General features: G+C 46.7%; 21 protein-coding genes. 5 read left to right on the top strand and 16 right to left on the bottom strand.

The features are described from left to right. Positions 1-4 precede the first annotated feature (4 nt). From ispC to rpsB, 7 genes are all read right to left on the bottom strand, one after another. A complete protein-coding gene (gene ispC / locus ICN16_RS02975; protein WP_216133876.1) occupies positions 5-1,195 on the bottom strand; it encodes a 1-deoxy-D-xylulose-5-phosphate reductoisomerase in 1,191 nt (396 codons plus the stop codon). Then, complete coding sequence (locus ICN16_RS02980; protein ID WP_216133883.1) at positions 1,195-2,022, bottom strand: phosphatidate cytidylyltransferase; 828 nt, start codon at positions 2,020-2,022, stop codon at positions 1,195-1,197. Before ICN16_RS02980 ends, ispC begins: the two co-directional genes overlap by 1 nt. 19 nt (positions 2,023-2,041) lie before the next feature. Continuing rightward, a complete protein-coding gene (locus tag ICN16_RS02985; RefSeq protein WP_216133885.1) occupies positions 2,042-2,815 on the bottom strand; it encodes an isoprenyl transferase in 774 nt (257 codons plus the stop codon). Positions 2,816-2,845: 30 nt separating this feature from the next. After that, on the bottom strand, positions 2,846-3,406 hold the full coding sequence (frr, locus tag ICN16_RS02990; RefSeq protein ID WP_216133887.1) for a ribosome recycling factor: 561 nt from the start codon (positions 3,404-3,406) through the stop codon (positions 2,846-2,848). Between the two features lie 11 nt (positions 3,407-3,417). Beyond that, positions 3,418-4,128, bottom strand: coding sequence for a UMP kinase (pyrH, locus tag ICN16_RS02995; RefSeq protein ID WP_215374847.1), 711 nt, complete (start codon positions 4,126-4,128; stop codon positions 3,418-3,420). A 189-nt stretch (positions 4,129-4,317) separates the two neighbouring features. Further along, the gene (gene tsf, locus ICN16_RS03000; RefSeq protein ID WP_046330462.1) at positions 4,318-5,196 is read right to left on the bottom strand and encodes a translation elongation factor Ts; all 879 of its coding nucleotides are present in this window, start codon (positions 5,194-5,196) and stop codon (positions 4,318-4,320) included. Next, the gene (gene rpsB, locus ICN16_RS03005) at positions 5,196-5,945 is read right to left on the bottom strand and encodes a 30S ribosomal protein S2 (protein WP_015421433.1); all 750 of its coding nucleotides are present in this window, start codon (positions 5,943-5,945) and stop codon (positions 5,196-5,198) included. Before rpsB ends, tsf begins: the two co-directional genes overlap by 1 nt. Positions 5,946-6,201: 256 nt before the next feature. Between rpsB and map the strand changes: the two genes are divergently transcribed. Then, positions 6,202-7,038: a type I methionyl aminopeptidase gene (gene map / locus ICN16_RS03010; protein ID WP_216133889.1), complete on the top strand. Its 837-nt coding sequence runs from the start codon at positions 6,202-6,204 to the stop codon at positions 7,036-7,038. Positions 7,039-7,042: 4 nt separating this feature from the next. Beyond that, positions 7,043-9,640 carry a [protein-PII] uridylyltransferase gene (locus ICN16_RS03015; RefSeq protein WP_216133891.1) on the top strand — a complete coding sequence of 866 codons (2,598 nt, stop codon included), beginning with the start codon at positions 7,043-7,045 and terminating at the stop codon, positions 9,638-9,640. Here ICN16_RS03015 and ICN16_RS03020 read toward each other — a convergent pair. From ICN16_RS03020 to smc, 6 genes are all read right to left on the bottom strand, one after another. After that, complete coding sequence (locus ICN16_RS03020) at positions 9,637-10,113, bottom strand: NUDIX hydrolase (RefSeq protein WP_216133893.1); 477 nt, start codon at positions 10,111-10,113, stop codon at positions 9,637-9,639. The two genes, ICN16_RS03015 and ICN16_RS03020, sit on opposite strands and share 4 nt — an antisense overlap. Next, a complete protein-coding gene (locus ICN16_RS03025) occupies positions 10,110-11,324 on the bottom strand; it encodes a multidrug effflux MFS transporter (protein ID WP_216133896.1) in 1,215 nt (404 codons plus the stop codon). Before ICN16_RS03025 ends, ICN16_RS03020 begins: the two co-directional genes overlap by 4 nt. Continuing rightward, a complete protein-coding gene (locus ICN16_RS03030) occupies positions 11,314-12,966 on the bottom strand; it encodes an FAD/NAD(P)-binding protein (RefSeq protein WP_216133904.1) in 1,653 nt (550 codons plus the stop codon). Before ICN16_RS03030 ends, ICN16_RS03025 begins: the two co-directional genes overlap by 11 nt. A 73-nt stretch (positions 12,967-13,039) precedes the next feature. Then, positions 13,040-15,055, bottom strand: a complete 2,016-nt coding sequence (gene ligA / locus ICN16_RS03035) for an NAD-dependent DNA ligase LigA (protein ID WP_216133906.1) — start codon at positions 15,053-15,055, stop codon at positions 13,040-13,042. A gap of 9 nt (positions 15,056-15,064) precedes the next feature. Continuing rightward, positions 15,065-16,117 (bottom strand): cell division protein ZipA C-terminal FtsZ-binding domain-containing protein, encoded by a 1,053-nt coding sequence (locus tag ICN16_RS03040; protein ID WP_216133908.1) that lies wholly within the window; start codon positions 16,115-16,117, stop codon positions 15,065-15,067. An 18-nt stretch (positions 16,118-16,135) separates the two neighbouring features. Then, entirely contained in the window at positions 16,136-19,657 is a 3,522-nt protein-coding gene (smc, locus tag ICN16_RS03045; protein WP_216133910.1) for a chromosome segregation protein SMC, read from the bottom strand. 174 nt (positions 19,658-19,831) lie between these two features. On the opposite strand from smc, the gene dapD reads away from it, so the two are divergent. Genes dapD through prmB form a run of 3 tightly spaced genes read left to right on the top strand, consistent with a single transcriptional unit; the run spans position 19,832 to position 22,747 of the window. After that, positions 19,832-20,659 (top strand): 2,3,4,5-tetrahydropyridine-2,6-dicarboxylate N-succinyltransferase, encoded by an 828-nt coding sequence (dapD, locus tag ICN16_RS03050; protein WP_215333495.1) that lies wholly within the window; start codon positions 19,832-19,834, stop codon positions 20,657-20,659. Positions 20,660-20,668: 9 nt separating this feature from the next. Beyond that, positions 20,669-21,820: a succinyl-diaminopimelate desuccinylase gene (gene dapE / locus ICN16_RS03055; RefSeq protein ID WP_216133912.1), complete on the top strand. Its 1,152-nt coding sequence runs from the start codon at positions 20,669-20,671 to the stop codon at positions 21,818-21,820. Positions 21,821-21,850: 30 nt separating this feature from the next. Beyond that, positions 21,851-22,747, top strand: a complete 897-nt coding sequence (gene prmB, locus ICN16_RS03060; RefSeq protein ID WP_216133914.1) for a 50S ribosomal protein L3 N(5)-glutamine methyltransferase — start codon at positions 21,851-21,853, stop codon at positions 22,745-22,747. Positions 22,748-22,760: 13 nt separating this feature from the next. Here the strand turns inward: prmB and radA are convergent, their stop codons facing one another. The 3 genes from radA to ICN16_RS03075 are packed head-to-tail and all read right to left on the bottom strand — an operon-like array spanning position 22,761 to position 26,613. Next, positions 22,761-24,125, bottom strand: a complete 1,365-nt coding sequence (radA, locus tag ICN16_RS03065; RefSeq protein WP_215301308.1) for a DNA repair protein RadA — start codon at positions 24,123-24,125, stop codon at positions 22,761-22,763. A 41-nt stretch (positions 24,126-24,166) separates the two neighbouring features. Next, positions 24,167-24,676, bottom strand: coding sequence for a hypothetical protein (locus ICN16_RS03070; protein ID WP_216133917.1), 510 nt, complete (start codon positions 24,674-24,676; stop codon positions 24,167-24,169). Further along, complete coding sequence (locus ICN16_RS03075) at positions 24,673-26,613, bottom strand: potassium transporter Kup (protein WP_216133919.1); 1,941 nt, start codon at positions 26,611-26,613, stop codon at positions 24,673-24,675. Before ICN16_RS03075 ends, ICN16_RS03070 begins: the two co-directional genes overlap by 4 nt. Positions 26,614-26,657 lie beyond the last annotated feature (44 nt).

Below are 26,657 nucleotides of genomic sequence, written 5' to 3' on the forward strand. Positions count from 1 at the left end.
CGATCTATCTTTTGCTATTTCGTATGAACTGATTCGCAGTTTGACGAGCTAGAGCATCAGCCTCGAGAATCGTCTCTAGGGAACTTGCATCTACTGAAGGTAAAGTATTTAAGCAGTGCTCTACTACATTTGGAATGCTTAAGTATGGCAAGCCATCATCCAAAAAAGCTGCTACAGCAACTTCGTTAGCGGCATTTAGGACGGCAGCAGCAGTACCGCCTGCTTTTGCAGCAGCAAAGGCTAGAGCAAGACAAGGGAATTGAGCAAAATTCGGCTCAGTGAAGCTAAGGCCAGTCAACTGAGTCAGATTTAAAGGGGCAACACCAGCATCAATACGTTCAGGCCAAGCCAATCCATAAGCGATGGGCGTCCGCATATCAGGCTGGCCCATTTGCGCCAGCACCGAGCCATCTCGATAACGCACCATCGAATGCACTACGCTCTGCGGATGAATCAATACCTTAATTTTTTCAAGCGGCAAACCAAATAGCCAATAAGCCTCAATAACTTCAAGACCTTTGTTCATCATGGTTGCGGAATCAACTGAAATCTTTCGACCCATCACCCAATTTGGATGTGCACAAGCTTGCTCAGGAGTAATGCCTGCTAAATCAACAAGCTGCCTATCTCTGAATGGCCCACCAGAAGCAGTTAACCAGAGCTCCTCAACGCCTAAATGCTCGGATGGATTTTTTGTAAATTGATCTGGCAAACATTGGAAAATCGCATTGTGCTCACTATCGATTGGGAGCAACTCGCCGCCACCGACTTTCATGGCTTGCATGAATAAATTACCCGACATTACTAGCGCTTCTTTATTGGCCAGCAAGACGCGCTTACCCGCTTGCGCCGCGGCCATGGCCGGCACTAGACCAGCAGCACCTACGATCGCCGCCATGACGGTATCGCAACCCGATTCGGTGATGGCATTCACCAAGGCTTTAGGGCCATAGAGAACTTGAGTGGCAATCTTTTTCCCTTGCAGGAGCTGACTCAGCCTGGCAGCACCCTCAGCGTCAGCCACTACTGCAATATTTGGTTTGAACTCAATACATTGCTCAGCAAGACGCTCAATTTGTTTTGCGGCAGTCAGGGCTACCACTTTGAAGCGTTCAGGATGGGCACGGATCACGTCTAAGGTGTTGACGCCAATCGATCCCGTCGATCCTAAGATAGCAATCTGTTTAAGAGACATCAAATTAGTCCGGCTAGTAATGCAGCAATTGGCATTGTTGGGATGAGTGCATCAACGCGATCCAGAACGCCGCCATGGCCAGGCAACAAATGACTGCTGTCTTTGACACCAGCCAAGCGCTTTAACTGAGACTCAAACAAATCACCGAAGACGCTGAACGCAGCCAATACAGTAACCATCAAGAACATCGGCACCCAACCAAATCGAATAGCCCAAGCACCAAAGAGCGTATCGCCAAGAGGGAGGTACATTACACACAAGAAGGCATAGATGTAGCAAAGTACAAGACCGCCCAACGCTCCTTCAATCGACTTCCCTGGGCTGATATTCACGGCCAGCTTATGTTTACCAAAAGCCTTGCCGACAAAGTAAGCGCCAATATCAGCAACCCAAACTAGCGCCATGCTGCTTAATAAAAATACTAAGCCCAACTCGCGTAAGAAGACCAAAGCAAACCAAGTTGCCGGAAGAACAATTAAACCCAGAATGCTATAAAAAGGTTTGAATTTTTGAAGAGATAAGTTCATCCCCTTTGCCAAAATAAATGGCGCTAGAAAGAACCAAAACAAGACCGCCATCATCAACAAAGAAAACTGCCATGAAATCGCCTGCGTACCCAGCAAAAATAAAATAATGGTTAAGCAAAAAGTGGCATAGAGCCATGCGGCCTTTTTTGCTTCAGGCGCAATCATGCGACTCCACTCCCAAGCAGCGACAACTAGCGCCACAAGAAAAAATCCACCTAAGTAGATTGGGGGCAGCAAAAATAAGATAGGCAATAGCACTGCCATCAAAATAGTGGCAGTAATGATTCGGGTTTTTAGCATATGAGGGTTTGGGGGGTACTTAAACCGCGTCGCTCAAGGGCTCGGAAGCCAGTTGAGCACTCGTGCGTCCAAAACGACGCTCGCGCTGGCTAAACCAGTTGAACGCTTTGTGTAATTCAGCTTCATCAAAATCAGGCCAGAGGGTATCCGTGAAATACAACTCGGTATAGGCTAGCTGCCACAACAAGAAGTTGCTAACACGCTGCTCACCACCGGTACGAATAAATAAATCTGGCTCTGGCGCATAAGCCATTGAGAGGTGCGGTTGAAGCAACTCTTCAGATATCTGCTCAGGCTTCAAGTCAGGATTGGCAGCCAGGCATTGACGCATTGCCTGCAAAATATCCCAACGCCCGCCGTAATTAGCGGCAATCGTAAAAGTCAGCCCCTTACAAGCAGCAGTTTTTTCTTCAGAGAATTGCACCATTTCCTGAATGGCGGAATCAAAGCGACTAAGGTCTCCAATGAGGCGAAGAGAAATATCGTTTTCAGCAAGACGTGAAACTTCGCTTTTTAATGACTTTAGAAATAACTTCATCAAGAAGCCTACCTCTTCAGGTGGGCGACGCCAATTTTCAGAGCTAAATGCAAATACAGTGAGATATTCAACACCAAGACGGCGGCACTCTTGAACAATTTTGCGAACCGCCCCCAGCCCTTCTGAGTGCCCCGCTACTCGCGGCATGAAGCGCTTACTAGCCCACCGGCCATTACCATCCATGATGATGGCAACATGGCGAGGAATAGCACTAACCTCTGGAACGGCTAAGGTAGAACTAGTGTGCTGAGTCATCAGGCGAATAATAAAAAATAGATCTGACGATTAAACCGTCATGATCTCTTTTTCTTTTTCAGAGACGATCTTGTCGATCTCGACAACTGTGCGATCAGTCATCTTCTGAATATCGTCAGTCGCACGACGCTCATCATCCTCAGAAATTTCTTTATCTTTAGTGAGGCGCTTGAGATGCTCGTTTGCATCACGACGTAAATTACGTACGGCGATTTTGGCATCTTCACCTTCGTTCTTTACCACCTTAGTTAAATCGCGACGGCGCTCTTCTGTCAAAGCTGGCATTGGTACGCGAATCACGGTACCTTGTGAGGCTGGATTAAGACCTAAGTCAGAATCACGAATCGCCTTCTCAATTGCGCCAACCATAGTCTTTTCGAATGGCTGAACGTTAATCGTTCTGGCATCAGCCAAACCTAAGCTAGCCACTTGGCTTAGTGGTGTTGGGTTACCGTAATAATCGACTTGGATGTGCTCCAAAATTCCTGGATTTGCACGACCAGAACGAATCTTGGCCAGGTTAGATTTCAAAGCCTCAAGAGACTTCTGCATCTTTTGATCGGTAGTGGTTTTAATTTCTGCTGCGGACATCAAGCCTCCTATTAAACGTGTACTAAAGTGCCTTCAGATTCACCCTGAACCACGCGCATCAATGCGCCTGGCTTGAGAATTGAAAACACTTTGATGGGTAATTTGCGATCACGACACAATGCAAAAGCAGTTGCATCCATCACCTGTAAGTTTTTGATGATTGCTTCATCAAAAGTAATTGTCTTGTATAGGGTGGCGGTTGGATCCTTCATTGGATCAGCGCTGTAAATACCATCAACCTTAGTAGCCTTTAGAACGATCTCTGCGGCCATCTCAGCGCCGCGCAAGGCTGCAGCTGTATCAGTAGTAAAGAACGGGTTACCAGTGCCCGCAGCAAAGATTACTACTTTGCCTTCGCTCAACGCACGAATCGCACGTGGACGAATGTAGGGCTCGACTACTTGATCCATTCTTAAAGCAGATTGCACGCGTGCTTCAACACCTTTTTGGCGCAAAGCATCTTGGAGTGCAAGTGAGTTCATCATGGTGGCAAGCATTCCCATGTAGTCAGCTGTTGCACGATCCATACCGGCCGCACCACCTGCTACACCGCGGAAAATATTTCCGCCACCAATCACGATTGCCAACTGAACACCGCTATTCACTACATCGGCAATTTCTTTCACCATGGAGTCGATGGTTACTGGGTTGATACCAAAAGCATCATCCCCCATGAGGGCTTCACCAGAAAGTTTTAAGAGAACACGTTTGTAGGCTGGCATCGTTTTATTTTCCGTAATTTGCCAAGCAATTTATTTGCTTAGCTTATTGATCTTTAAGTACTTTTTAATATCTTGCCCAAATTATAAAGGGCTTGGCACAGATCAAACAAAAGGGCATAGAAACCGAGATTTCTACGCCCTTTTGGGTATTACAGCCTTACTGGGTAAGCCCAGCAATCTTGAAGCTAATTAAGCGCCTTTGGCGGCAGCCACCTGAGCAGCAACTTCAGCCGCAAAGTCGTCTTGACGCTTCTCAATGCCCTCGCCCACAACAAACATGGTGAAACCCTTGATTGTGGTGTTAGCGGCCTTGAGCATTTGCTCAACAGACTGCTTGTCATTTTTAACGAAAGTTTGGTTCAACAAAGAAACCTCTTTGAGGTACTTCTGAATAGAACCTTCAACCATCTTCTCAACGATTTCTGGTGGTTTGCCAGATTCAGCAGCTTTTTGAACAGCAACACTACGCTCAACAGCAATTGCTTCAGCAGGAACATCAGCCATCGACAAAGCCACTGGCTTCATCGCAGCAATATGCATTGCTACGTCTTTAGCTGCAGTCTCATCGCCTTCGAACTCAACCATGACGCCAATACGAGTGCCGTGGAGGTAAGAAACCAACTTGTTGCTACCAGCAAAACGCTTGAAGCGGCGTGGCATGATGTTCTCACCGATTTTGCCGATCAAGGCGCTACGAACTTCATCAACAGTTTGACCATTCATTGGCAATGCAAGTAGCGCAGCAACATCAGCTGGATTCTTTTCAGAAATCAGATTTGCGCAGGCTTGTGTAAATGCCAAGAAATCATCGTTCTTTGAAACGAAGTCAGTCTCACAGTTCACTTCAAGCAAAGTACCTGTAGTGCCATTGATGGCAGAAGCAACAATACCTTCAGCAGTAACACGGGATGCTGCTTTACCAGCTTTGCTACCAAGCTTTACACGCAGAATTTCTTCTGCACGAGCCATATCGCCATCAGCTTCAGTTAATGCTTTTTTGCACTCCATCATCGGAGCATCTGTCTTGGCGCGTAACTCGCCAACCATTGCAGCGGTAATAGCGGCCATTATTCAGCTTTCCCTTCTTCAACAAACTCTTCTTCGCCTTCTTTAACGGCAGTCAAGATTTCTTGAACAGAGTTTGATTTACCTTCGAGGATTGCGTCAGCAATGCCACGAGCGTAGAGAAGAACAGCTTTGCTGGAGTCGTCGTTACCAGGGATGATGTAATCAACACCTTCTGGTGAGTGATTGGTATCAACCACAGCGATAACAGGAATACCAAGCTTGTTGGCTTCGGTAATAGCAATCTTGTGATAGCCAACGTCCACTACGAAAATCGCATCAGGAACGCCGTTCAAATCTTGAATACCGCCAAGTGCTTTTTGCAACTTGTCGAGATCACGATCGTTAGTCAAAGCCTCTTTCTTAGAAAGCTTTTCCCAATCGCCAGCTTCTTTAGCAACTGCCATATCCTTCAAACGCTTGAGGGAACCTTTAACAGTTTTGAAGTTAGTGAGCGTACCGCCCAACCAACGGCTGTCGATGTAAGGCATACCAGCACGAGCAGCTTCTTCAGCAATGATCTCGCGTGACTGACGCTTAGTACCAACGAATAAGATAGTTCCACGATTAGCAGCAACTTGTTTTGCAAATTTCAGGGCGTCCTGAAACATTGGCAATGTTTTTTCTAAGTTGATGATGTGAATTTTGTTGCGATGGCCGAAAATGTAAGGGGCCATTCTTGGGGACCAGAAACGGGTTTGGTGACCAAAATGGCAACCGGCTTCCAGCATTTGACGCATAGTTACTGACATAACTTCTCCTAAGGGTTAATTTCTAAGATTGAGTCCTAGCTGCGCTAAAAAGCGCCACCCTGGAAGGCTCAACCCGCGATTTCAGATCAAAATTGACCTGAGAGCGAAATTATAGCTTAAATATCAATCACCTAGGCACCCCATAACCCACCCAAGCAATCTAAATCCCCTTGGATATACCTTCCAACGAGCTATATGCCTCATTTTTGAGCATTAGAGATCTACCAAAAACCGCCAAGTCGTTGATAATCAAGGCATGAATAGTGTATTTACCGCCGAAAAAGACATCCAAGGGATGCGCGAAGCTGGCCGCTTAGCCAGCGAAGTTCTTGACCATGTAGCCCCGCACGTTAAAGCTGGGGTCAGCACAGCTGAATTGGATCGCATTTGCCATGAATACATGCGCGATGTCCAAAAGACCATTCCAGCACCACTGAACTACCAGCCACCAGGCTACCCACCCTTTCCAGCATCCATCTGCACCTCTGTCAATGATGTGATTTGCCATGGCATTCCTGGTGAGAAGATTTTAAAAACTGGTGACGTCGTCAACCTCGATATCACCGTGATTACTCCCGATGGTTACTACGGCGATACCAGCCGCATGTTTATGGTCGGCGAAGTTTCAGTATTAGCGAAACGTCTGACTCAAATTACTTTTGAATGTATGTGGCTTGGCATCGCCCAAGTAAAACCTGGTGCATCGCTTGGTGATATTGGCCATGTTATTCAGACTCATGCTGAAAAAGCTGGCTACTCAGTAGTCCGTGAATACTGCGGTCACGGCATTGGCAAAGTGTTTCATCAAGATCCACAAATTCTTCACTACGGTCGCCCTGGTACTGGTGAGAAATTAAAAGAAGGAATGACCTTCACGATTGAGCCAATGATTAATGCAGGTAAGCGAGATATACGAACCATGCCCGATCAATGGACTGTGAAGACTAAAGACCGCAGCCTCTCTGCACAATGGGAGCACACCCTCTTGGTAACGGCTACTGGAGTTGAAGTGCTCACTTGGTCGGAAGGTAGTAACCCAGCACCTGATTGCGTTAAAGGGCTATCCTTTAGGCCAAGTCTAGCAAGCGCATAAATTCATGAATGAGCCTCGGGCAGCCAGCAATATTAGTGATGCAGCTAGTCTGCGAGCAGCTCGCGAAGTTGTGTACGACGAGTTTAGAAAAACACAGTCAGTAGGCAGGTTAACCAAACAACTTACAAAGATGAGCGATCAAGTGCTCGCCCATCTTTGGAATGGCTGCGGCTTAAACAATCAAGCTAGCTTAATTGCCGTTGGCGGATACGGAAGGAATGCTTTATTCCCTCATTCTGATATCGATATTCTTATTCTGCTCCCATCCGAAGAAAAACAAGCGCTCGCTTTATCAAAACAGGTTGAACAATTTATTGCCAGCTGCTGGGATATGGGGCTGGAGATAGGGTCTTCAGTGCGGAACACTGCAGAATGCATGTCCGAATCTGAGCAAGATGTCACTGTACGCACCTCACTCTTAGAGGCGCGATTACTGTGCGGCAATAAACAACTGTTTAAAGACTTTGAAAAAGCCTTTGAAGCGGCCATGGATCCAAAGGCATTCTTTCAGGCTAAGCTTGCTGAGCAAATTCAACGTCACTACAAATACCAAGATACGCCCTACTCCCTAGAGCCCAACTGCAAAGAGAGTCCCGGTGGATTACGTGACCTTCAAGTAATTTCTTGGGTCAGTAAAGCGGCGCACCTAGGTAATACATTCAAAGATCTCAGTCTTGCCGGTCTAGTTACTCAACGTGAGTTAACCGAACTCAATCGCAACCAGCGTTTTTTAGAGGCACTGCGCGCTAACTTACACCTCCTTGCAAAGCGTAGGCAAGATGTATTGGTTTTTGACTTGCAGGCACCCCTTGCTGCAGCAATGGGTATCGAAGAAGAATCCTCCAGATTGGCCAGCGAAGCCATCATGCGTCGCTACTATTGGGCAGCTAAAGCAGTCACTCAATTGAATGACGTACTGCTACAGAACATTGAAGCACTTCTCTTCCCTCAAGAGTCCAAAACAACTCACGCGATTGCCGGCGAAGGCAATGAGTGCTTCATTGAGCGTCAAGGTGTCTTAGATATCACCGACCCCCAGCTATTTCAGAAGCACCCAGAACAAATTCTGCGAACCTTTTTGGTTTTTGCGCAAACCGCTAACGTCAAAAGCTTATCTGCAACCATCTTTAGAGCTTTGTATAACGCTCGCCAGAAGATGGATAGCAAATGGCGTAAAGATCCAGTAAATCGTGCACTCTTTATTGAAATCCTAAAAGAGCCTGAAGGAGTTAGTCGCGCTTTTCAACTCATGAACCGCACCAGCGTGCTTGGTCGCTATCTACCAGCCTTCAGAAAAATCGTTGGCCAGATGCAGCATGACTTATTTCACGTCTACACGGTTGACCAACATATCTTGATGGTGCTGCGTAATGTACGACGCTTTATGGTGGTTGAGCACACGCACGAGTTTCCTTTCTGCAGTAGCCTGATCGCCCATTTTGAAAAGCCTTGGCTATTGGTCATTGCCGCCCTCTTTCATGACATTGCTAAAGGTCGTGGCGGTGATCACTCTGAGCTTGGTAAAGCAGACATGCGCAAGTTTGCAAAAGACCATGGTTTAGACAAAGCAGATACCGAGCTATTGGTTTGGCTAGTTGCAGAGCACTTGAACATGAGCCAAGTTGCTCAGAAACAAGACATTACAGACCCGGAAGTGGTGCAAGCGTTTGCTAAAAAGGTTGGGGATGAGCGTCATCTGACCGCCCTATATCTGTTAACTGTTGCAGACGTCCGTGGAACCAGTCCTAAAGTATGGAATGCCTGGAAAGGAAAATTATTAGAGGATCTATATCGAGTAACGTTGCGAATATTAGGTGGCGCAAAACCAGATGCATCTTCTGAGCTGGCGCAACATCAAGAAGAGTCTCGGGCCAAGCTACGACTTTATGCAATCGAGGACTCGGCTTATGAGAATCTCTGGAAGCAATTGGATGTTGCCTTCTTCCTTCGTCAAGATGCAGCTGATATCGCCTGGCTCACAAGACATCTATTTAATAAAGTAGATAGCGAGATACCCGTTGTGCGTGCTCGACTCTCTCCAGTTGGCGAAGGATTGCAGATTGCTGTCTACGTCAAAGACCAAGAAGACCTCTTTGCCAGAATTTGTGCCTACTTTGAACGCCACGGCTTCTCGATTTGGGATGCGCGTATTCATACGACAAAGCATGGCTATGCACTGGATACATTCCAAATCTCTGGCAGTAATTTAGTTGATGAAGGTGGAAGTTACCGTGACCTCATACAGTTAGTGGAGTATGAACTGACAGCTGCATTGCAAAACAATGATCCCCTGCCATCACCAAGCATGGGTAGACTCTCAAGACAGTCGCGTACTTTCCCAATTCAGCCACGTGTGCACATGATTCCAGATGAACGTGGCCATTACTACGCACTGTCTCTGTCGGCTAGTGACCGAACCGGCCTGCTCTATGCCATCTCCAGAGTCCTGGCCAAGCATCAGGTTTCACTTCATACCGCACGCATCAACACCTTGGGCGAGCGAGTGGAAGACGTATTCCTTTTGGATGCGGCTAACCTGAGCAAGAACCCTAAGTTGCAGATCTTGTTGGAAACGGATTTATTAGAGGCTTTAGGGGCTTAAGTCTGACCTTGTAGTTTTAGCAACGCTCGCTTAATACGCGGGCTGCTAACTTGATCAAAAGGTACCCATGCCTTTTCAATCTCCTCAGGAGATTCTTGCTCCTCAATCACCTGCAGCGCAAATAAAAGATCGATGTGCAAATGCGCACCCTCACCCTTCTTTAGATTTGTAGGTATTTCATGCAAATCAATATCTATAGGATCTAAGAATTCGCTGAGAGATTCACAAACCACACCAGTCTCTTCAAATACTTCACGAATCGCCGCCTGAATAGGCGCCTCTCCATCATCAATATGACCGCCAGGCTGGAACCATTGCTTAACGTAAGGGTGAAATATAAGAAGGGCTTTACCATCATTGATCACTAGACCGCTTGCCGTGATGTGCCCCATCCGATTAGCCCTTGAGAATGGATTATCTGAGGCCAATATTTTCCGTGAAAGTGCAGCAAAAGCAAATTTGAGGTCCATCATAGAATCTCCTTTGTATGGCGACCAATGAGCCTGGGACTTGAAAACCGGTCTAGGCAAGCTAGAGTGACAATCATGACAGCGCCGCAAAGCATCAGTAACGAGGTAGAGATCCACGAGGCACTAGAAAAGCTCGAAAGAATAAGACTCGCAAATGCACCAAACATCATCTCAATAGAGTAAAACAATCCTGAAATTAATCCAATATCTGCTTTAAATGACCGTGTCACGCCTGCCTGAGTAGCAGGAAAAATTACACCGACTCCGAATAATGAGAGAAAAATACAGGGCAGCAACATGAAGAGTGAGTCTATATTCAACAAAGAGAGAATCACCAGAAAAGATGTGGAAATTAAAATAATTAATCCTGAAAAATAAACCAAGTCCTTAAGGTCCATGCGATCAATATTGCGACGAATGAAAATTGTTCCAAATATATATCCACAAACTGATAAGGAGAAGATGTAGCTATATTCCAATGGGCTGAATTTATGAATCTTTTGAATCAATCCTGGAGAGGAAGAGGTAAAGGAAAAATACACCGTCCAAGCAAAGCTGATAACTAGCGTATGAAAAATAAATTCATGGTGGGTCAGTAGTTTTAAATACTTCTTGAGAATATTGCCAACCAATAAATCTCCACTAAGTTCGATCGGTCTAGACTCCCTCATAAAAATACAAATAAGCCCAAATGAAATAAATGAAAAAAAGGTAAGGGCATAAAATATTGATCTCCAGCCATAATTAATTGTCAGGTAAGCCCCAATTATTGGCCCCAAAATTGGGGATGCAATTAGACCGGCCGCCAAATAACTTAAAACCCTCACTTGAGATTTGAAATCATACAAATCCCTAACAATTACTCTAGCCAACAGAGTGCTGCACCCACCACCCAAGGCCTGAAAAAATCGACACCAAGTTAACTGCTCGACTGAAGTTACAAAACAGCTCGCTAGGCTAGCCAAGGTAAATATCAAGATGCCGTAAAGAACAATCACTCTTCGACCATATATATCTGAAAGGACGCCTGAAATTAGCAAGCTAATAGAGTAGCCAGCCATGTAAGAGGTTAAGGTCCACATTAACGCGGAGTGATTGGCAATCAGATCTTCACCCATAGATGAAATGGCGGGCAAATATATGTCAGTTGCCAGCATGGGGATTACAACCAAAATCATTAGAAGCGGCAATAAAAAGGGATGCTTAATTTGCATTTTCCACCCCAAATTGTTTTTTCCTTATAGACTCCATTGGATTAATTGATCGCCAATAAGAGCCAACTAAATCACGAGCTACCCTCTTGGCGCCCATTGAAACCATATCCAAGGAACTGACAAAGTAGTAGGTGCCGGAAGTAAGGTGCCCAATAGCGTAAAAATTTTTCACTTTATCGCCACCCCTTCGAACCATCGATGTTTCATAATCAACCTGAATACCGCCAAATGGGTTGACCATTACCAATCCCGATTTCATAAGGTTGTTTAATAGCAGTGATCCGGAGTTGCCATCAATCAATCGGGCTGGTCCAGTTGCATTAATAATCCAGTCACACTCAACCTTGATTGACTCACCTGAACAGTCAGCCTTTGAAATTGAGGCAACAAACTTGTCAGGGTCTCTAACCTCAATGCCAAGCAATGGGGTTTGATGATTTAGGATTCCGGCCTTCAGTAGGGAATATATTTTTAAATAAGTGTGCACTGGGAGCGGAACCCTCTTGCACATCCAAAGCCGGTGATACTTATTCATAAAAATTCGTTTGCTGGAGGTAGATAAGGCATCCCAATAATTGCTGATAACAGCATCACTTGCAATAGCAAAATTCTGCCATTCTGCATACATATCCCCTTTGGACAGTAGGTGTCTTATCCAGTCCTCATAGGAGTGCTGCACTGGATTAAAGAACTTATTCCACTTAACTCCAGCCCTTATAAAATCCTTTCTAGCAAGTCTTAGCGCCTGTCTTAATGAAATTTCACCAAACTGCCTGGACTTGATAACTTCTAAATTTTTAAGATTGAAATAGATCAACTCAAATTTTTCCTTGGAGCACCTCATTAAGGGGTGATTTGATCCTCTAGTAAAAAAATGAATTGGTCCAGCATGTCCTTGTCGTGCTAACACCACAGCTATATCTGCAGCAGTTAGTTGGCCACCAATAATGCCAACAGAATCACTCCTTCCAATCCCCATGGCATAGCGATTAGTAGGGTATGGGTTATTAACGTACCGACTCTTGCCCCTTAACTTAAACATGTCATGTGGCTCAATGTTTCCGATACATAAAATTACATAATCAAACCGGCTTACACGTTCTGCGCAATCAGCCACCTCAAAGTATTGATTCCTACGCTTAATATCAATCACCTCATGATTTTCTAACCCTACTGAGACATTGATTTTTTTGGCATCAGAAATTGCATCTTGAAGACGATCTTTCAAATACAGACCAAAGAATTGTCGTGAGATGTAACCATCTGGCGAAACCCCAGATCCCGACAAGACTTGGCCTGAACCCATCTGATGACCCTTATCAACCACCCATTCCCAAAAATCAGTTTCTCGATTCTCAAATATGGAAGTGGTTGAGCTAACCATATTCATCAATAAATCATCGCTATCGCATTGATATGCGAGCCCTGACCCAAAGTTCGAATTTTTCTCAAAAATATTTATTTTGTATTTTTGATAATTTGAATTTTTAATAAATTCAATTAGGCTTGCTAGAGTCGCAACTCCTGAGGCGCCGCACCCAATTATTGCAATGCTAGTAAGCGGTTCGCTTGAACATATATTGCTCTCGATCCTCAAACAATCGGAGACCCCCAAGAGCTTGCTGACTGTCTTTTGATGCATTCTTCCCTCTCAAAGCCTTAAGCTTATCGACGAGAAACAAAAATGCCTACCTGATGTTTGTGTAGGAAATTACCTACTTAAGGAGACCCACCATAGCCGCCTCATCAATCACAGGCACACCCAGTTCTTCCGCTTTAGTGAGCTTGCTTCCGGCGTCTGCTCCAGCTACGACGTAGTCAGTTTTCTTAGAGACTGATCCAGCGACTTTGGCGCCTGCTTTTTCGAGTAGATCTTTTGCTTCATCCCTTGTCATTGTTGGGAATGTACCTGTGAGTACAAAGGTTTTTCCTGCCACAGCTGCACTGATGACTTTTTCTTCGACAGAGAGTTGCATTCCTGAGGCTAAGAGCTGCTCAATCACTTCACGGTTATGGGATTCTTCCATAAAGCTAGTGATGGAGTTGGCCACTACAGGGCCAACATCTTTAACTGTTAGCAAGTCTTCGAGGTTCGCATCCATCAGGGCGTGCATGGATTGATAGTGATTAGCAAGATCTTTAGCGGTGGTTTCGCCGACATGGCGAATGCCCAATGCAAAGATAAATCTCGCTAGCGTCGTATTTCTAGATTGATTGATTGCCTGCATAAGATTATCTGCAGACTTCTCACCCATGCGTTCTAGATTCGCGATAGCGGTAAATCCAAGACGATAAAGATCGGCGGGTGTTCGAACTAAATTGTGATCAACCAATTGATCCACAATCTTCTCGCCCAGACCTTCAATGTCTAATGCACGTCTGTGCGCAAAATGAATTAATGCCTGCTTGCGCTGTGCTCCGCAGAATAAGCCGCCGCTACAACGCGCAACCGCCTCATCTGCCAAGCGCTCAATATGTGAATCACATACAGGGCAATGTGTTGGCATTATGAATTCTGTTGCATTAGCAGGTCTACGCTCTTTCACTACCGAAACTACTTCCGGAATGACATCCCCCGCTCTTCGCACTGAAACGGTGTCGCCAATGCGTACATCTTTGCGCTTCACCTCATCTTCATTATGGAGAGTCGCGTTTGTGACAGTAACCCCACCCACTTCTACAGGAGCAAGTCTTGCGACTGGAGTGATAGCGCCCGTGCGTCCTACCTGAACATCAATTCCAAGAACTGTAGTTAAGGCTTCTTGGGCTGGGAACTTATGGGCTAAAGCAAAGCGTGGAGCTCTGGATACAAAACCTAACTTAGCTTGCTCTGAAAATGAGTTGACCTTATAAACCACGCCATCAATGTCATAAGGTAAAGAATCCCGTTTGGCACCTACCTCGCTATAGAAAGCCAAAATCTCTTCTACAGATTTGAGAACACGGCGCTCCGAACAAACTGGCAAGCCTAGCTTGAGATAGGCATTAAGCAATTCTTCATGGGTATTAGGTAGCCAAGATTGTGGCTCCAATGCACCTAAGCCATAAGCAAAGAATGAGAGCGGCCTTTTGGCAGTGATCTTGGAATCCAATTGGCGCAAACTTCCTGCTGCCGCATTACGAGGGTTGGCAAATTCTTTCTCACCCTGGGCAGCAGCTTGTTCATTCATTTTCTGAAAGTCTTTAAGATACATAAAGACTTCGCCACGCACCTCTAAGACTGCTGGAATTTTGTCACCAGATAGTTTTAATGGAATCGCTCGAATGGTTTTGATGTTGGCAGTGACGTCTTCACCGCTGGCACCATCACCACGAGTGGCAGCCCTAACTAAGGAACCATGCTCATAGCGCAATGAGATCGCCAAACCATCAAATTTAAGCTCTCCAGCGTAATCCACTTGATCAACATGCAAACCATCACGACAACGCCGATCAAAAGCAATGAGCTCAGCATCTTCAAACGCATTATTCAATGAAAGCATTGGCACAGCATGGGCAACCGAATCAAATTCTTTAAGTGCTGTACCCCCCACTCTTTGTGAGAGTGAATCCGAAGTAATCCACTCAGGGTGGGCTGCCTCGATCTCTAACAACTCACGATATAGACGATCGTATTCACTGTCGGGGACTATTGGGTTATCTAAAACGTAGTACGCATGCTCTAAACGCGCTAACTCAGCTTGTAAGAATGCGTAACGATCCGCTAAATTTATCGGACTAGAGGACGACAAAGCAATTCCTTAGCTAAAGAGTCTGCTAGCGGTAGAAGAGCCAGCTGAAACGCCACCCTTCTCGAGGTTCGCATATAAAACATCGAGATGCTGACGAATGCTAATCACAGCAGCTTCTGTCAGATTAATACCGTTGTCATCTACCAAGCGACCATGGGCGGCTTGGGCGATCTCAATACCTTCACCGAGCATGCGCTCAAAAGCACGTTCCTCATGAGATACCAAAGGCACCTCGAGCAACAAGGTCACCTGCTGAACTGGCGCATTAGGATCAATTTCCGCGCTAGTAAAGATCAGTGCGCCATTACTAAAGAACTCATAAGCACGGCCATTGCGAGAGAGTCTAAAACCGCGCTTACGCATCAGTGCATCAAAGTTAGCTCCAGGGCATGCCTCATCAAACAACACATTGATACTCAATTGAATATCACTCTCTGCTGCCATGGAATCAAGCTCTTTAGCGCTCTCGAGCATAGTGCTGACGCTTGGCATATCAATTTGAGAACCCAGAGTTTCTGCAAGCGCTTGAGCGCGTGAACAGAAATCAGACAACTCTAAAACACCAATCGGGCCACGGCGGCTAGCCAATTGAATTGCTAACTGCAACTCAGAATAAGAAGCTTCTGGACGCAGGGCTTCCCAATCTTCAGCAGCATCAACGTCTGCATTTAATCCTTCACACATCCAGCGCGCTGTTGAGCTAGATGGCCCATCAGCCCATAACTTCATCTCTTCAAGAATTTCAGCACCACTAATGCCTTCGTCAAAACGCAGAGTGATCACGCAATCAATCCGAGGATCAATCGAGAAACTTTCCGGGACAGAGATTACTGGGAGATTAATCTCGCCAAAAGAAGGCTCGGCCCGTTCTTCAGCCTCAGCAAAACCTTGGCCAAATGAGGGTTCTTTTATAAAGCGATTATCAGCAGAGTATTCACCAGCAGCTTTTGCCTTGCGGCGTGCGCGAGCGTATTTGAGATTGAGAACGGCTACTGAAATCAGAATCAGTAGGCCAATAACAGCCAAAGCGAATTGCAAATCAGACAAACCTAGCATTGTCATGAATTGCTCTAGATCCACTTAAGCTGCCTCCACCATAGATACTGCAGAAGAAATATCCACCGCCACAATACGAGATACACCCTGCTCTTGCATGGTGACACCAATCAACTGATGAGCAATTTCCATAGTGATCTTGTTATGTGAGATGAACACAAATTGAGTCTTATTAGACATTTTGGCAACCATCTGCGCATAACGCAAGGTGTTCGCATCATCCAATGGTGCATCAACCTCATCGAGCAAACAGAATGGTGCAGGATTGAGGAGGAATAAGGAGAAGACCAAGGCAATCGCGGTCAAGGCTTTTTCACCACCGGAGAGTAAGTAGATAGAGCTGTTCTTTTTGCCTGGAGGTTGTGCCATCACTTGCACACCAGCATCGAGAATCTCTTCGCCAGTCATTACCAACTCAGCATGACCACCACCGAATAGCTCAGGGAATAGTTTTCCAAAATGGGTATTAACCTGATCAAAGGTGCCTTGCAAGAGATCACGGGTTTCAGCATCAATCTTGGCAATCGCATCCGTCAAAGTCTGCATTGCTTCATTCAAGTCAGCAGACTGTGCATCCAAGAACTGCTTGCGCTCACGTGAGCTGGATAGCTCATCCAGCGCAGCCATATTGACTGGACCCAAAGACTGAATCTCAGAATTCAGACGGTTAACCTCAGTTTGCAATGCGCCTACTTTGAGATCAGGACTAAAGCTAGATTCCAATGCAGTGAGGTCTGCTTCAGCATCTGAAAGTAAGGTTGCAAACTGTTCGAAGTTCAAACGGGCAGCCTGTTCACGCAACTGTAAATCAACCACTTTGTCACGCATTGGCTGAAGGCTACGCTCAATCTGTAAACGCACTTCATCCGCTTCACGTAATTGATGCAATAACGCATCTTGTTCAGTACGGGCATTGGCTAATGCAGCTTCACGAGCACTGCGAGCCAACAAGAGGCCTTGTAATTTGTCTTGCGCTTCTTCATCGCTGAGCGTTTCAAGCTCTTGCTCAGAAGTAGCCTGCTTATCCTGGATCTCCATGATCTGGATACGAGCAGTACTTTGATCGCGCTGTAAGTCAGCAATCCGCTGTTGTAAAGAGCGAGTTGCAAATGCCGCTTCTTGAGCGGACATCTCGGACGAACGTAAAGCCTCGCGGAGACGATCACGTTCTTGAGTGGCTAACTCGAGTTTTTCTTGAGCAATTGCCAGATTCTCTTGTAAGCCTTGTTTAGATTCTTCTGATTGCGCAAGCTCTTCTGCAGATTGCTCTTGAGTTTGAGTCAATTGCTCCATTTGCTGACGCAGCTCACTTAACTCACCCTGAATTTGTTCAGCGCGTTGGCTGTATTTTTCTTCGGCTTGAGTTAATTGCATTCTTTCTACTTCAAAACCATGCACTTCTTGAACGGCTTGCTCAGCAGCGATGCGAGTTTGTTCAGCAGCCTGGTGGGCGGCTTGATAGTTGACAACACATTGATCCAACTCACCTTGCAACTCACTCTGAATTAGCTTCTGAGCACGCAATTGCTTCTCAAGACCTTCCATCTCTTGAGCACGTGCCAACATACCCGCTTGCTCAGAGTCTGCCGCATACAACTGGACGCCCACACGACTAACCAAATGACCTTGTTGGGTAACGAAAGCGCCGCCAGCGGGTAACTTCTCGCGACGATGCAATGCATCTTCCAAGCTATTGGCAATATAGATATTATCTAACCACTCTTGTAATACGGCGGCAACACGTGGTGCACCTGCGCTTTGAACGCGGGTCAATAGAGGAATGAAATCTGCTGGCACAGCAGTGTGCGCAGGAGAAATATCTTCTGTTAATAAAATCGCTAAACGACTTGGAGGAGCGTCATTCGCTAAAGCCAAAGTTTCTTGAACGCTTTTCGCTGTAACGGCAGCTAAGCGCTCGCGCAATACAGACTCTAATGCCGCTTCCCAGCCACTCTCAACTTTGAGCTCTTGCCATAAACGTTTGCTCTCTTTTAAACCTTTACTCTCAAGCCATGGACCAATCTTTCCTTGCGCCTGAACACTCGCTTGCAATGCAGTTAATGCAGTGAGCTTTGCTTCGGTTTGAGCTAATTCTTGATTAGCTGATTGAATCTGTTGCTGTGCAGTGTTGCGAGCCTCATCGGCAGCTGGCACACGTTGCTGCGCCTCGCCTGCTTTCTGTCTTGCTTCATCCACTTTGCGCTGCGCCATCGCATGACGATCAATTGCCATTTGCAATGCTTCGGCATCGGGTCTACGCATACCAGCAAGCTCTGCCTCAAGACGGGTATCGCGCCCCTTGAGCTCTTCAACTTGAGTAGTAATAGCTTTAACGCGCTCACCCAAACTAGCTAAGCGCTGATCAATCGTTGCCAAGTTCTCACGAGCATCATTGAGTTCGCGTGCGTGAACTTGATAAGCCTCTTCGCGGGATGGCATTTGCTCTTGCAAGCCAGATAAATCAGCAATGAGTGTTTGTTCTTTTTCTGCAGCTAAGCTGAGTTCTTGCTCGGCAGTGCGCTGTGCTTGCGCAGCATCTGTTTCTTGAACAGTCCAACGTTGAAGTTGGGCTTGTAAATCTTGAGATTGCTGCTGCAGGCGCTGACGTGCTTCTTGCACGTAACGAATCTGTGCCTCTACTTGACTGACATCAGCATTGGTTTGATACAAGTCACCTTGAGCTTGAGACACCTTATCTTGCAATGCGTATTGTTCTGTACGCATAGTCTCAAGCTCAGTTTCAGCATGACGCATTTTTGCAGTCTGCTCTTCTAAGTTAACTTGAGTGTCGCGGATGCCATTGGCATGACGTTCTTGCTCTTTACCAGCCTCAGTCTGACGAACAAACCAGAGTAACTGCTGCTGAGACTTCATCTCAGTAGAGAGTTCAGCATGGCGCTCGGCTACGGTTGCCTGTTTCTCTAAGCGGTTGAGCTGTTGATCGAGCTCACGCAGAATATCTTCTACGCGTACTAAGTTTTCTTTTGTATCTTCAAGACGGGAGGCGGTTTCTTTGCGGCGCTCTTTATATTTAGAAACGCCCGCAGCTTCTTCCAAGAACACGCGCAATTCTTCTGGCTTTGCTTCCAAGATGCGGTTGATCGTGCCTTGACCAATGATGGCGTAGCCTCTTGGACCCATACCTGTGCCCAAGAAAATATCTTGAATGTCTTTACGGCGTACAACTTGATTGTTGACGTAGTAACTGGAATTGCCATCACGCGTTAAAACGCGTTTGATACCTAATTCTGTAAAAGCACTCCACTGACCCTGAGCACGTCCTTCTGAATTATCAAAAATGAGTTCAACGCTGGCACGGCCAGATGGTTTACGCAAACCCGAACCATTAAAAATCACGTCCTGCATCGATTCGCCACGCAATTCACTAGCGCGAGACTCACCTAAAACCCAGCGTACAGCGTCAATAATGTTCGACTTTCCGCAACCGTTAGGACCCACAACACCGATCAATTGACCTGGCATTTCGAAATGGGTTGGGTCTACGAATGACTTAAAGCCGGAAAGTTTGATGGATTTCAGTTGCACGGCGTACTTTGCAGGGAAAAAAGGGGTTCAAATAAGGGGGTAAAAATTATTACTAAAGTGGGAAGATGATAGCAAGCTTGGGGCTCCTCACACGGGTTTTTGCCCCACCGATATAATGATTAATCTACTTCCAGGGGCAAAACCCCTTAACAATCTGATAGTTAACTGAAAAGCATGAGCCAATCACCACAAAGCATCATCGAACAAGCCTGGGAAAACCGCGCAAACCTGTCTCCTGAGGCCGTTTCTGGAGAAATTCGCAACGCCGTGAACGCCGTACTCGAAGGCCTCAATACCGGCAGCATTCGTGTGGCTGAACGCCGTAGCGTCGGCAAATGGGAAGTAAATCAGTGGGTAAAGAAGGCTGTTTTGCTCTCTTTCCGCCTGGAAGACAACAAACCCATGGGTGCTGGTGGCTATACCCAGTTCTACGACAAGGTGCCAAGCAAGTTTGAGCACTACACCGCAGAAGACTTCGCCAATGGCGGATTCCGCGTAGTTCCCCCTGCAATGGCTCGCCGTGGCTCATTTATTGGCAAAAATGCCGTTTTAATGCCCTCTTACGTCAATATTGGCGCTTATGTAGGTGAAGGCACCATGGTTGATACCTGGGCAACCGTAGGCTCATGCGCTCAAATCGGTAAAAACGTTCACCTTTCTGGTGGCGTTGGTATTGGCGGTGTTCTAGAGCCAATCCAAGCCGGCCCAGTGATTATTGAAGATAACTGCTTTATTGGCGCCCGCTCTGAGGTCGTTGAAGGCGTTGTTATTGAAGAAAACGCAGTTCTCTCTATGGGCGTATACATTGGTCAAAGTACCAAGATCTACGACCGCGAAACCGGTGAAATCCATTACGGTCGTGTACCAGCGGGTTCTGTTGTGGTTCCAGGCTCACTTCCTTCTGCCTGTGGCAAGTACAGCCTGTACGCAGCGATCATCGTGAAAAAGGTTGATGCTCAGACTAGAGCTAAGACTGCGATCAACGAACTCTTGCGCGATTAAGCTAAATCTATGAGCGCCACCCTTGAGCTAACTGAAGCCCTCATCTCCTGCCGCTCGGTAACCCCAGCGGACGGGGGCTGTCAGGAGCTCATTGCTAAACGCCTTCAAGCTATAGGCTTTCATACTGAGAGCGTGGTTAGTGGCCCGGAGAGTTTTCAGGTTACTAATTTGTGGGCAATCAAAAAAGGTACGGCTGGGGATCAAGGCGAAGTCTTAATGTTTGCCGGCCATACCGACGTTGTACCTACTGGCCCACTAGAAAAATGGACCAACGATCCATTTACCCCGACCATTCGAGATGGCATGCTCTATGGTCGTGGCGCTGCGGATATGAAAACCTCACTGGCGGCATTTGTGGTTGCCACAGAAGAATTTGTCATCACCCACCCTAATCACAAAGGCTCTATCGCCTTCTTGATTACGAGTGATGAAGAGGGTCCCGCAAATGATGGCACGGTCATTATGTGTGAGCGCCTGCAGAAGCATGGCCAACGTTTAGATTACTGCGTGATTGGTGAGCCCACTTCTGTTGATCGGCTTGGCGACATGATTAAGAACGGTCGTCGTGGATCACTCTCAGGCAAACTTCGGGTCAAAGGAATTCAGGCGCACATTGCCTACCCTCACCTTGGTAAAAATCCGATTCATATTTCAGCACCAGCGATTCAAGCACTTGTTGAAACTGAGTGGGACAAAGGTAATCAGTATTTCCAACCTACTAGCTTTCAGATCTCCAATATTCATGCGGGCACTGGCGCGAACAATGTCATTCCAGGCGAGCTAGCAATTGATTTCAATTTCCGCTTCTCTACCGAGAGCAAGCCAGAAGAGTTGCGTAGTCGCCTAGAGGGCATCCTCAGTGCCGCAGGCCTAGATTTTGAGATTGACTGGGTCCTAGGCGGCAGTCCATTCATTACTGGCGATGGCGCTCTTGCTGGCGCTCTTCGTAAAGCCATTAAATCTGAAACCAAAATCGATACTGAGCTCTCCACAACTGGTGGCACAAGTGACGGTCGCTTCATTGCTAAGATCTGCAAAGAGGTGGTCGAGTTTGGTCCACTTAACGCAACAAGTCACAAAATTGATGAGTGCGTGATTGTGGATGATGTTGTGCCACTCAAAAATATCTTCCGCAAGACTCTCGAGCAACTTGTTGCTTAAGACTGCTTAGTTAATTACTTTCTATACATAATGGCCCCTGCGCCCCAGCAATCTCTGACGCTTGATCAATGCATTGATCAAATTGCACAACGACTAGAAGCAGCGGATTTGCATTATGGGCATGGTGCCATTGATGCCGGGAGCGAGGCACTGTGGATCGCCAGCAAACAACTGAATCTAAGTCCTGCAGATGCACTCGACCACCTAGAACAAGTCATGACTGCCGAGCAAATTACCAGGGCTTTTGCAGTTACCGAAACTCGCATCTCGACACGCAAGCCCTTGGCTTACATTTTGGGTGAAGCTTGGTTAATGGGCGTACCTTTTTACTCCAGCGAGCAAAGTATTGTTCCCCGCTCATGGATCGCTGAGCTCATTGTTGATGGCTCACTGGAGCCTTGGTTGCCCGCCGATGGCAAAGCCTTGGACCTATGTACCGGTAACGGCTCTTTAGCGATCTTGCTAGCCTTGGCTTGTCCTGATATTCATGTCAGCGCTTGTGACATTAGTCTGCCTGCATTAGCAGTTGCCTCTCGAAATCTTGATCGTCATAGCCTCACTTCTCAAGTAGAACTTTTTGAAGGCGATCTATGGGATGCGCTTCCAGAACCCCATGAAGACAATCTCTTTGATCTCATCATCTGCAACCCGCCTTACGTCAATGCCAATTCCATGAACGCTCTTCCTGCTGAATATCACGCAGAACCTGCCTTGGCATTAGCAGGTGGTGATGACGGTATGGACCTCATCCGTAAAATTATTGCTGGTGCCTCTGACTACCTATCTGAACGTGGTGCCATTTTGATTGAGATTGGCAATGAGTATGAGCACTTTAAAAGAGCGTTTCCGCAGATCCCCGTCATTTGGATGGAAGTATCCGCAGGCGACGAGCAAGTCCTACTCATTCAGGCAGAAGACTTACGCTAAGTTCATTGTTGACTTAGCTTAACTCTGCTGCTGCAGAGATCGCTTGATCAATTCGCTCTACCGGGATCACCCTTAATCCCGGAATCTTTGTCTTGGGCATATTGGCCTTCGGAATAATTGCTACCGTGAAGCCCAGCTTTGCAGCTTCTTTCAGGCGCTCCTGACCACGTGGGCAGGGACGAATCTCTCCAGCCAAACCAACCTCACCAAAGACAATCAACTCTTTAGGTAACGCCTTATTCCGAATCGATGATTGAATTGCCAACAACACTGCTAAGTCAGCCGCTGGCTCAGAGATCTTCACACCACCCACTGCGTTTAAGAAGACGTCTTGATCAAAACAGGCAACACCCGCATGACGATGTAGTACCGCCAAGAGCATGGCTAAACGAGCCTGCTCCAAACCAACAGCCAAGCGGCGAGGGTTGGGAATGTGCGCAGTATCTACGAGCGCCTGAATCTCTACCAAGAGTGGGCGACTGCCCTCTTGCGTAACCAATACGCAGGCGCCAGGCACCATCTCTGCATGCTGAGACAGAAAAATTGCTGAAGGATTAGCCACTCCGCGCAGACCTTTTTCAGTCATAGCAAATACACCGAGCTCATTGACTGCGCCGAAGCGGTTTTTAATCGAGCGCACCAATCTAAATGAAGAATGGGTATCGCCCTCAAAGTAAAGTACCGTATCGACAATGTGCTCAAGTACACGTGGGCCGGCCAAATGACCATCTTTCGTGACGTGTCCCACCATGAGGACACAGATGCCACTAGATTTAGCAGCTCTGGTGAGTTGTGCCGCACACTCGCGGACTTGCGCAACAGACCCTGGAGCTGAGCTCAACACTTCTGAATACAAGGTCTGAATAGAGTCGACCACCAATACCTGTGGCTTGACCGTATCCATGATGGATAACAACTTTTCTAACTGAATCTCAGCCAACACCTCTAATTGAGGAGCATCCAATGCGATACGTTTTGCTCGCAGTGCAATTTGAGCGGCAGATTCTTCACCACTACTGTAGAGGACGTTCATGCCTGCGGCACTCATTTCAGCGAGCGCTTGTAGCAATAAGGTGGATTTACCAATGCCTGGGTCACCACCCAAGAGCACTACACCTCCAGGAACTAGTCCGCCGCCCAGTACGCGATCAAACTCTTCTACGCCAGTACTAAAACGCGGAAGGTCTTCAGCAGAAATGGCAGAGAGTTTTTGACGTGGTAGCGACTGCGCTAGACCTTGAAAACGTGTATTTGAACTCACCTCAGGTAAGCCCTCTTCCAGCGTGTTCCACGCCTGACATGAAGGGCACTGTCCTTGCCACTTAGCAGAAGTCCCACCGCATGACTGACAGATATAGATTGTTTTAATCTTGGCCAAAGTATTACCTAGTAATTAGTTAGTGCAGCAGTAAAAATCAGTTAATCGAGCTGTGTGCCCGCTTTATTCTCTTGAGCACGCTTAGGCGCATCTTTACGACGTTGCTCTACATCTGCTGCACGAGCTGCTGCTGCTTTTTGCTTCTCTTCAAATTCTTTCTGATTGGCTGAGCGCTCAGCCGCTTTTTCAGCAGAGGCACGTTCGGCGATCTTAGCGGCATCACGTTGATCTTTAATGCTAGCGCGCAACTTACGCTGCACTTCATGCAACTCCACCTCTTGCGCACGAATCGGATCAATCTCTTTACGGTACTCAGCACGGGAGTCTTTTAAGCAACTATTAACCCAATACTTTTGATAGCACTCCGAGTTTGATTTATCCCAACGGTATTTAGCCCAATCTCGCTGCAACTCTAATTCACGCTCAATCTTGTCGAGTTGCTCTAACTGAGCCTCTTCAGCAGGAGTGGCGAGCACTAAGTTGCTGAAGGAGCAAACGAGCAGAAAAGCGCCTAATGAAACTAAGGAGCGCAAAGAACTTGGCTTTCTCAAATCTCGACCTTTGCGCCAAGCTCAACTAAACGATTGGCAGGAATCTTGAAGAAGTCAGATTGGCGACCAGCGTTTTGATACATCCAACAGAACAGACGTTCACGCCACATTGCCATACCTGGAATTGCTGATGGAACGATCGTGTCTCGCGATAAAAAGAATGAGGTATTCATCAAATCGAATTTCATGCCGAAGGTCTTCTCAATCAAATCAATGATGGAGCCCATATCTGGAGTTTCTTTAAAGCCGTAGATAGCGCGTACTACGTGGATGTTGCCACCGAGATCTTTCATGGTGATGCGCTCTTCGTCGCTAACATAAGGCACATCCCAAATGCTGACCTTTAGGAAGAAAACACGCTCATGCAAAACGTGGTTATGTTTGAGGTTATGCAAGAAAGAAACTGGCAAGTAATCAACGTGCGCAGTAAGGAACACTGCAGTGCCCTCTACACGATGTGGCGGATGTTTGAGTAAGGACTCAATAAAGCTAGCCAGTTGAATACCTTCTTCCATGGCGCGCTTACGTAAAATCTGACGACCTCTGAACCAAGTGATGAGACAAGTAAAGCAAAGTAAGCCAAGCGCTAATGGGTACCAACCACCATCCTTAATCTTAATTAAGTTAGCAGTCCAGAAAGCAAGATCCACAATGAAGAATGCGATCGTCACAATGCTGACGAGAATAATGTTCATCTTCCACTCACGGAACATCACTACAGCCAGCAAGATAGTCGTGATCAGCATCGTTGACGTCACCGAGATACCATAAGCGGCCGCCAAATTCATGGAACCCTTGAACGAAACTACGGTCGCTACGACCATAAAGAGCAGAGCCCAGTTCACAATCGGAATATAAATCTGCCCCTGCTCAGAATCAGATGTGTGCAGGATATTCATGCGAGGCATAAAGCCCAACAAGATTGCCTGACTAACCAAAGAGTAGGCGCCAGAGATAACTGCCTGCGAAGCAATCACAGTGGCTGCAGTAGCTAAACCCACTGTTGGCCACAAAGCCCAATCGGGTACCATTAAATAGAACGGATTTTTAATCGCTTCTGGGTTAGACAGAACTAAAGCGCCTTGACCTAAATAATTAATCAACAAGCTAGGCAGCACTACGATCAACCAGGCATAACGCACCGGGGTTCGTCCGAAGTGACCCATATCTAAGTACAAAGCCTCAACACCCGTAACCACCAATACCACCGCACCCGCCACGATATAAGCGGTTGTTGGATGACTGATGATGAAGCTCACGGCATACCAAGGATTAAATGCTGCAATGATTTGTGGCGCATCGCCAATATTAATTATCCCTAAGGCGGCTAGCGTTAAAAACCACACCAACGTCACAGGTCCAAATAATTTACCTACAGCAGCCGTACCGTATTTCTGAATCAGAAACAAGGCAACCAAAATGATCAATGAGATCGGAATAATAAATTTATGCAAAGCGGGTGCCGCAATCTCAATACCCTCTACCGCAGATAAAACAGAGATTGCTGGCGTAATCACAGACTCACCAAGCAACATGCACGCACCGAACATGCCGATGATCATGAAGAAAAAGTAACTCTTTGATTTGCTATCGAAGGAGCGAAGAGCTAGCGCCATTAATGAGAGAACGCCGCCCTCACCTTTATTGTCTGCCCGCATAACGAACAGCACATACTTCACGGTCACCACCAAAATCAGAGCCCAGATCATCATCGAGATCACACCAAACAGCGCCTCTGGTGTAAATGCAATGCCGTGCTCCGGATCAAAACACTCCTTGAGAGCGTAGAGTGGACTGGTACCAATGTCTCCAAAGACCACCCCGATTGCCGCAAGCATCATTACGCCGAGGCTCTTTTTATGCTCGCCCCCTGTTCCATGAACCTCAACTGGGTTCAAAAGTGTGGAGCTGGAAAATTCTGGATTGCTAATCGACATCTCAAAACCTTAAGGTGATGTTGCACGGCAATATGTTACTCCTT

It is taken from the genome of Polynucleobacter sp. es-MAR-4, from assembly GCF_018882055.1.
Taxonomy (GTDB): Bacteria; Pseudomonadota; Gammaproteobacteria; order Burkholderiales; family Burkholderiaceae; genus Polynucleobacter.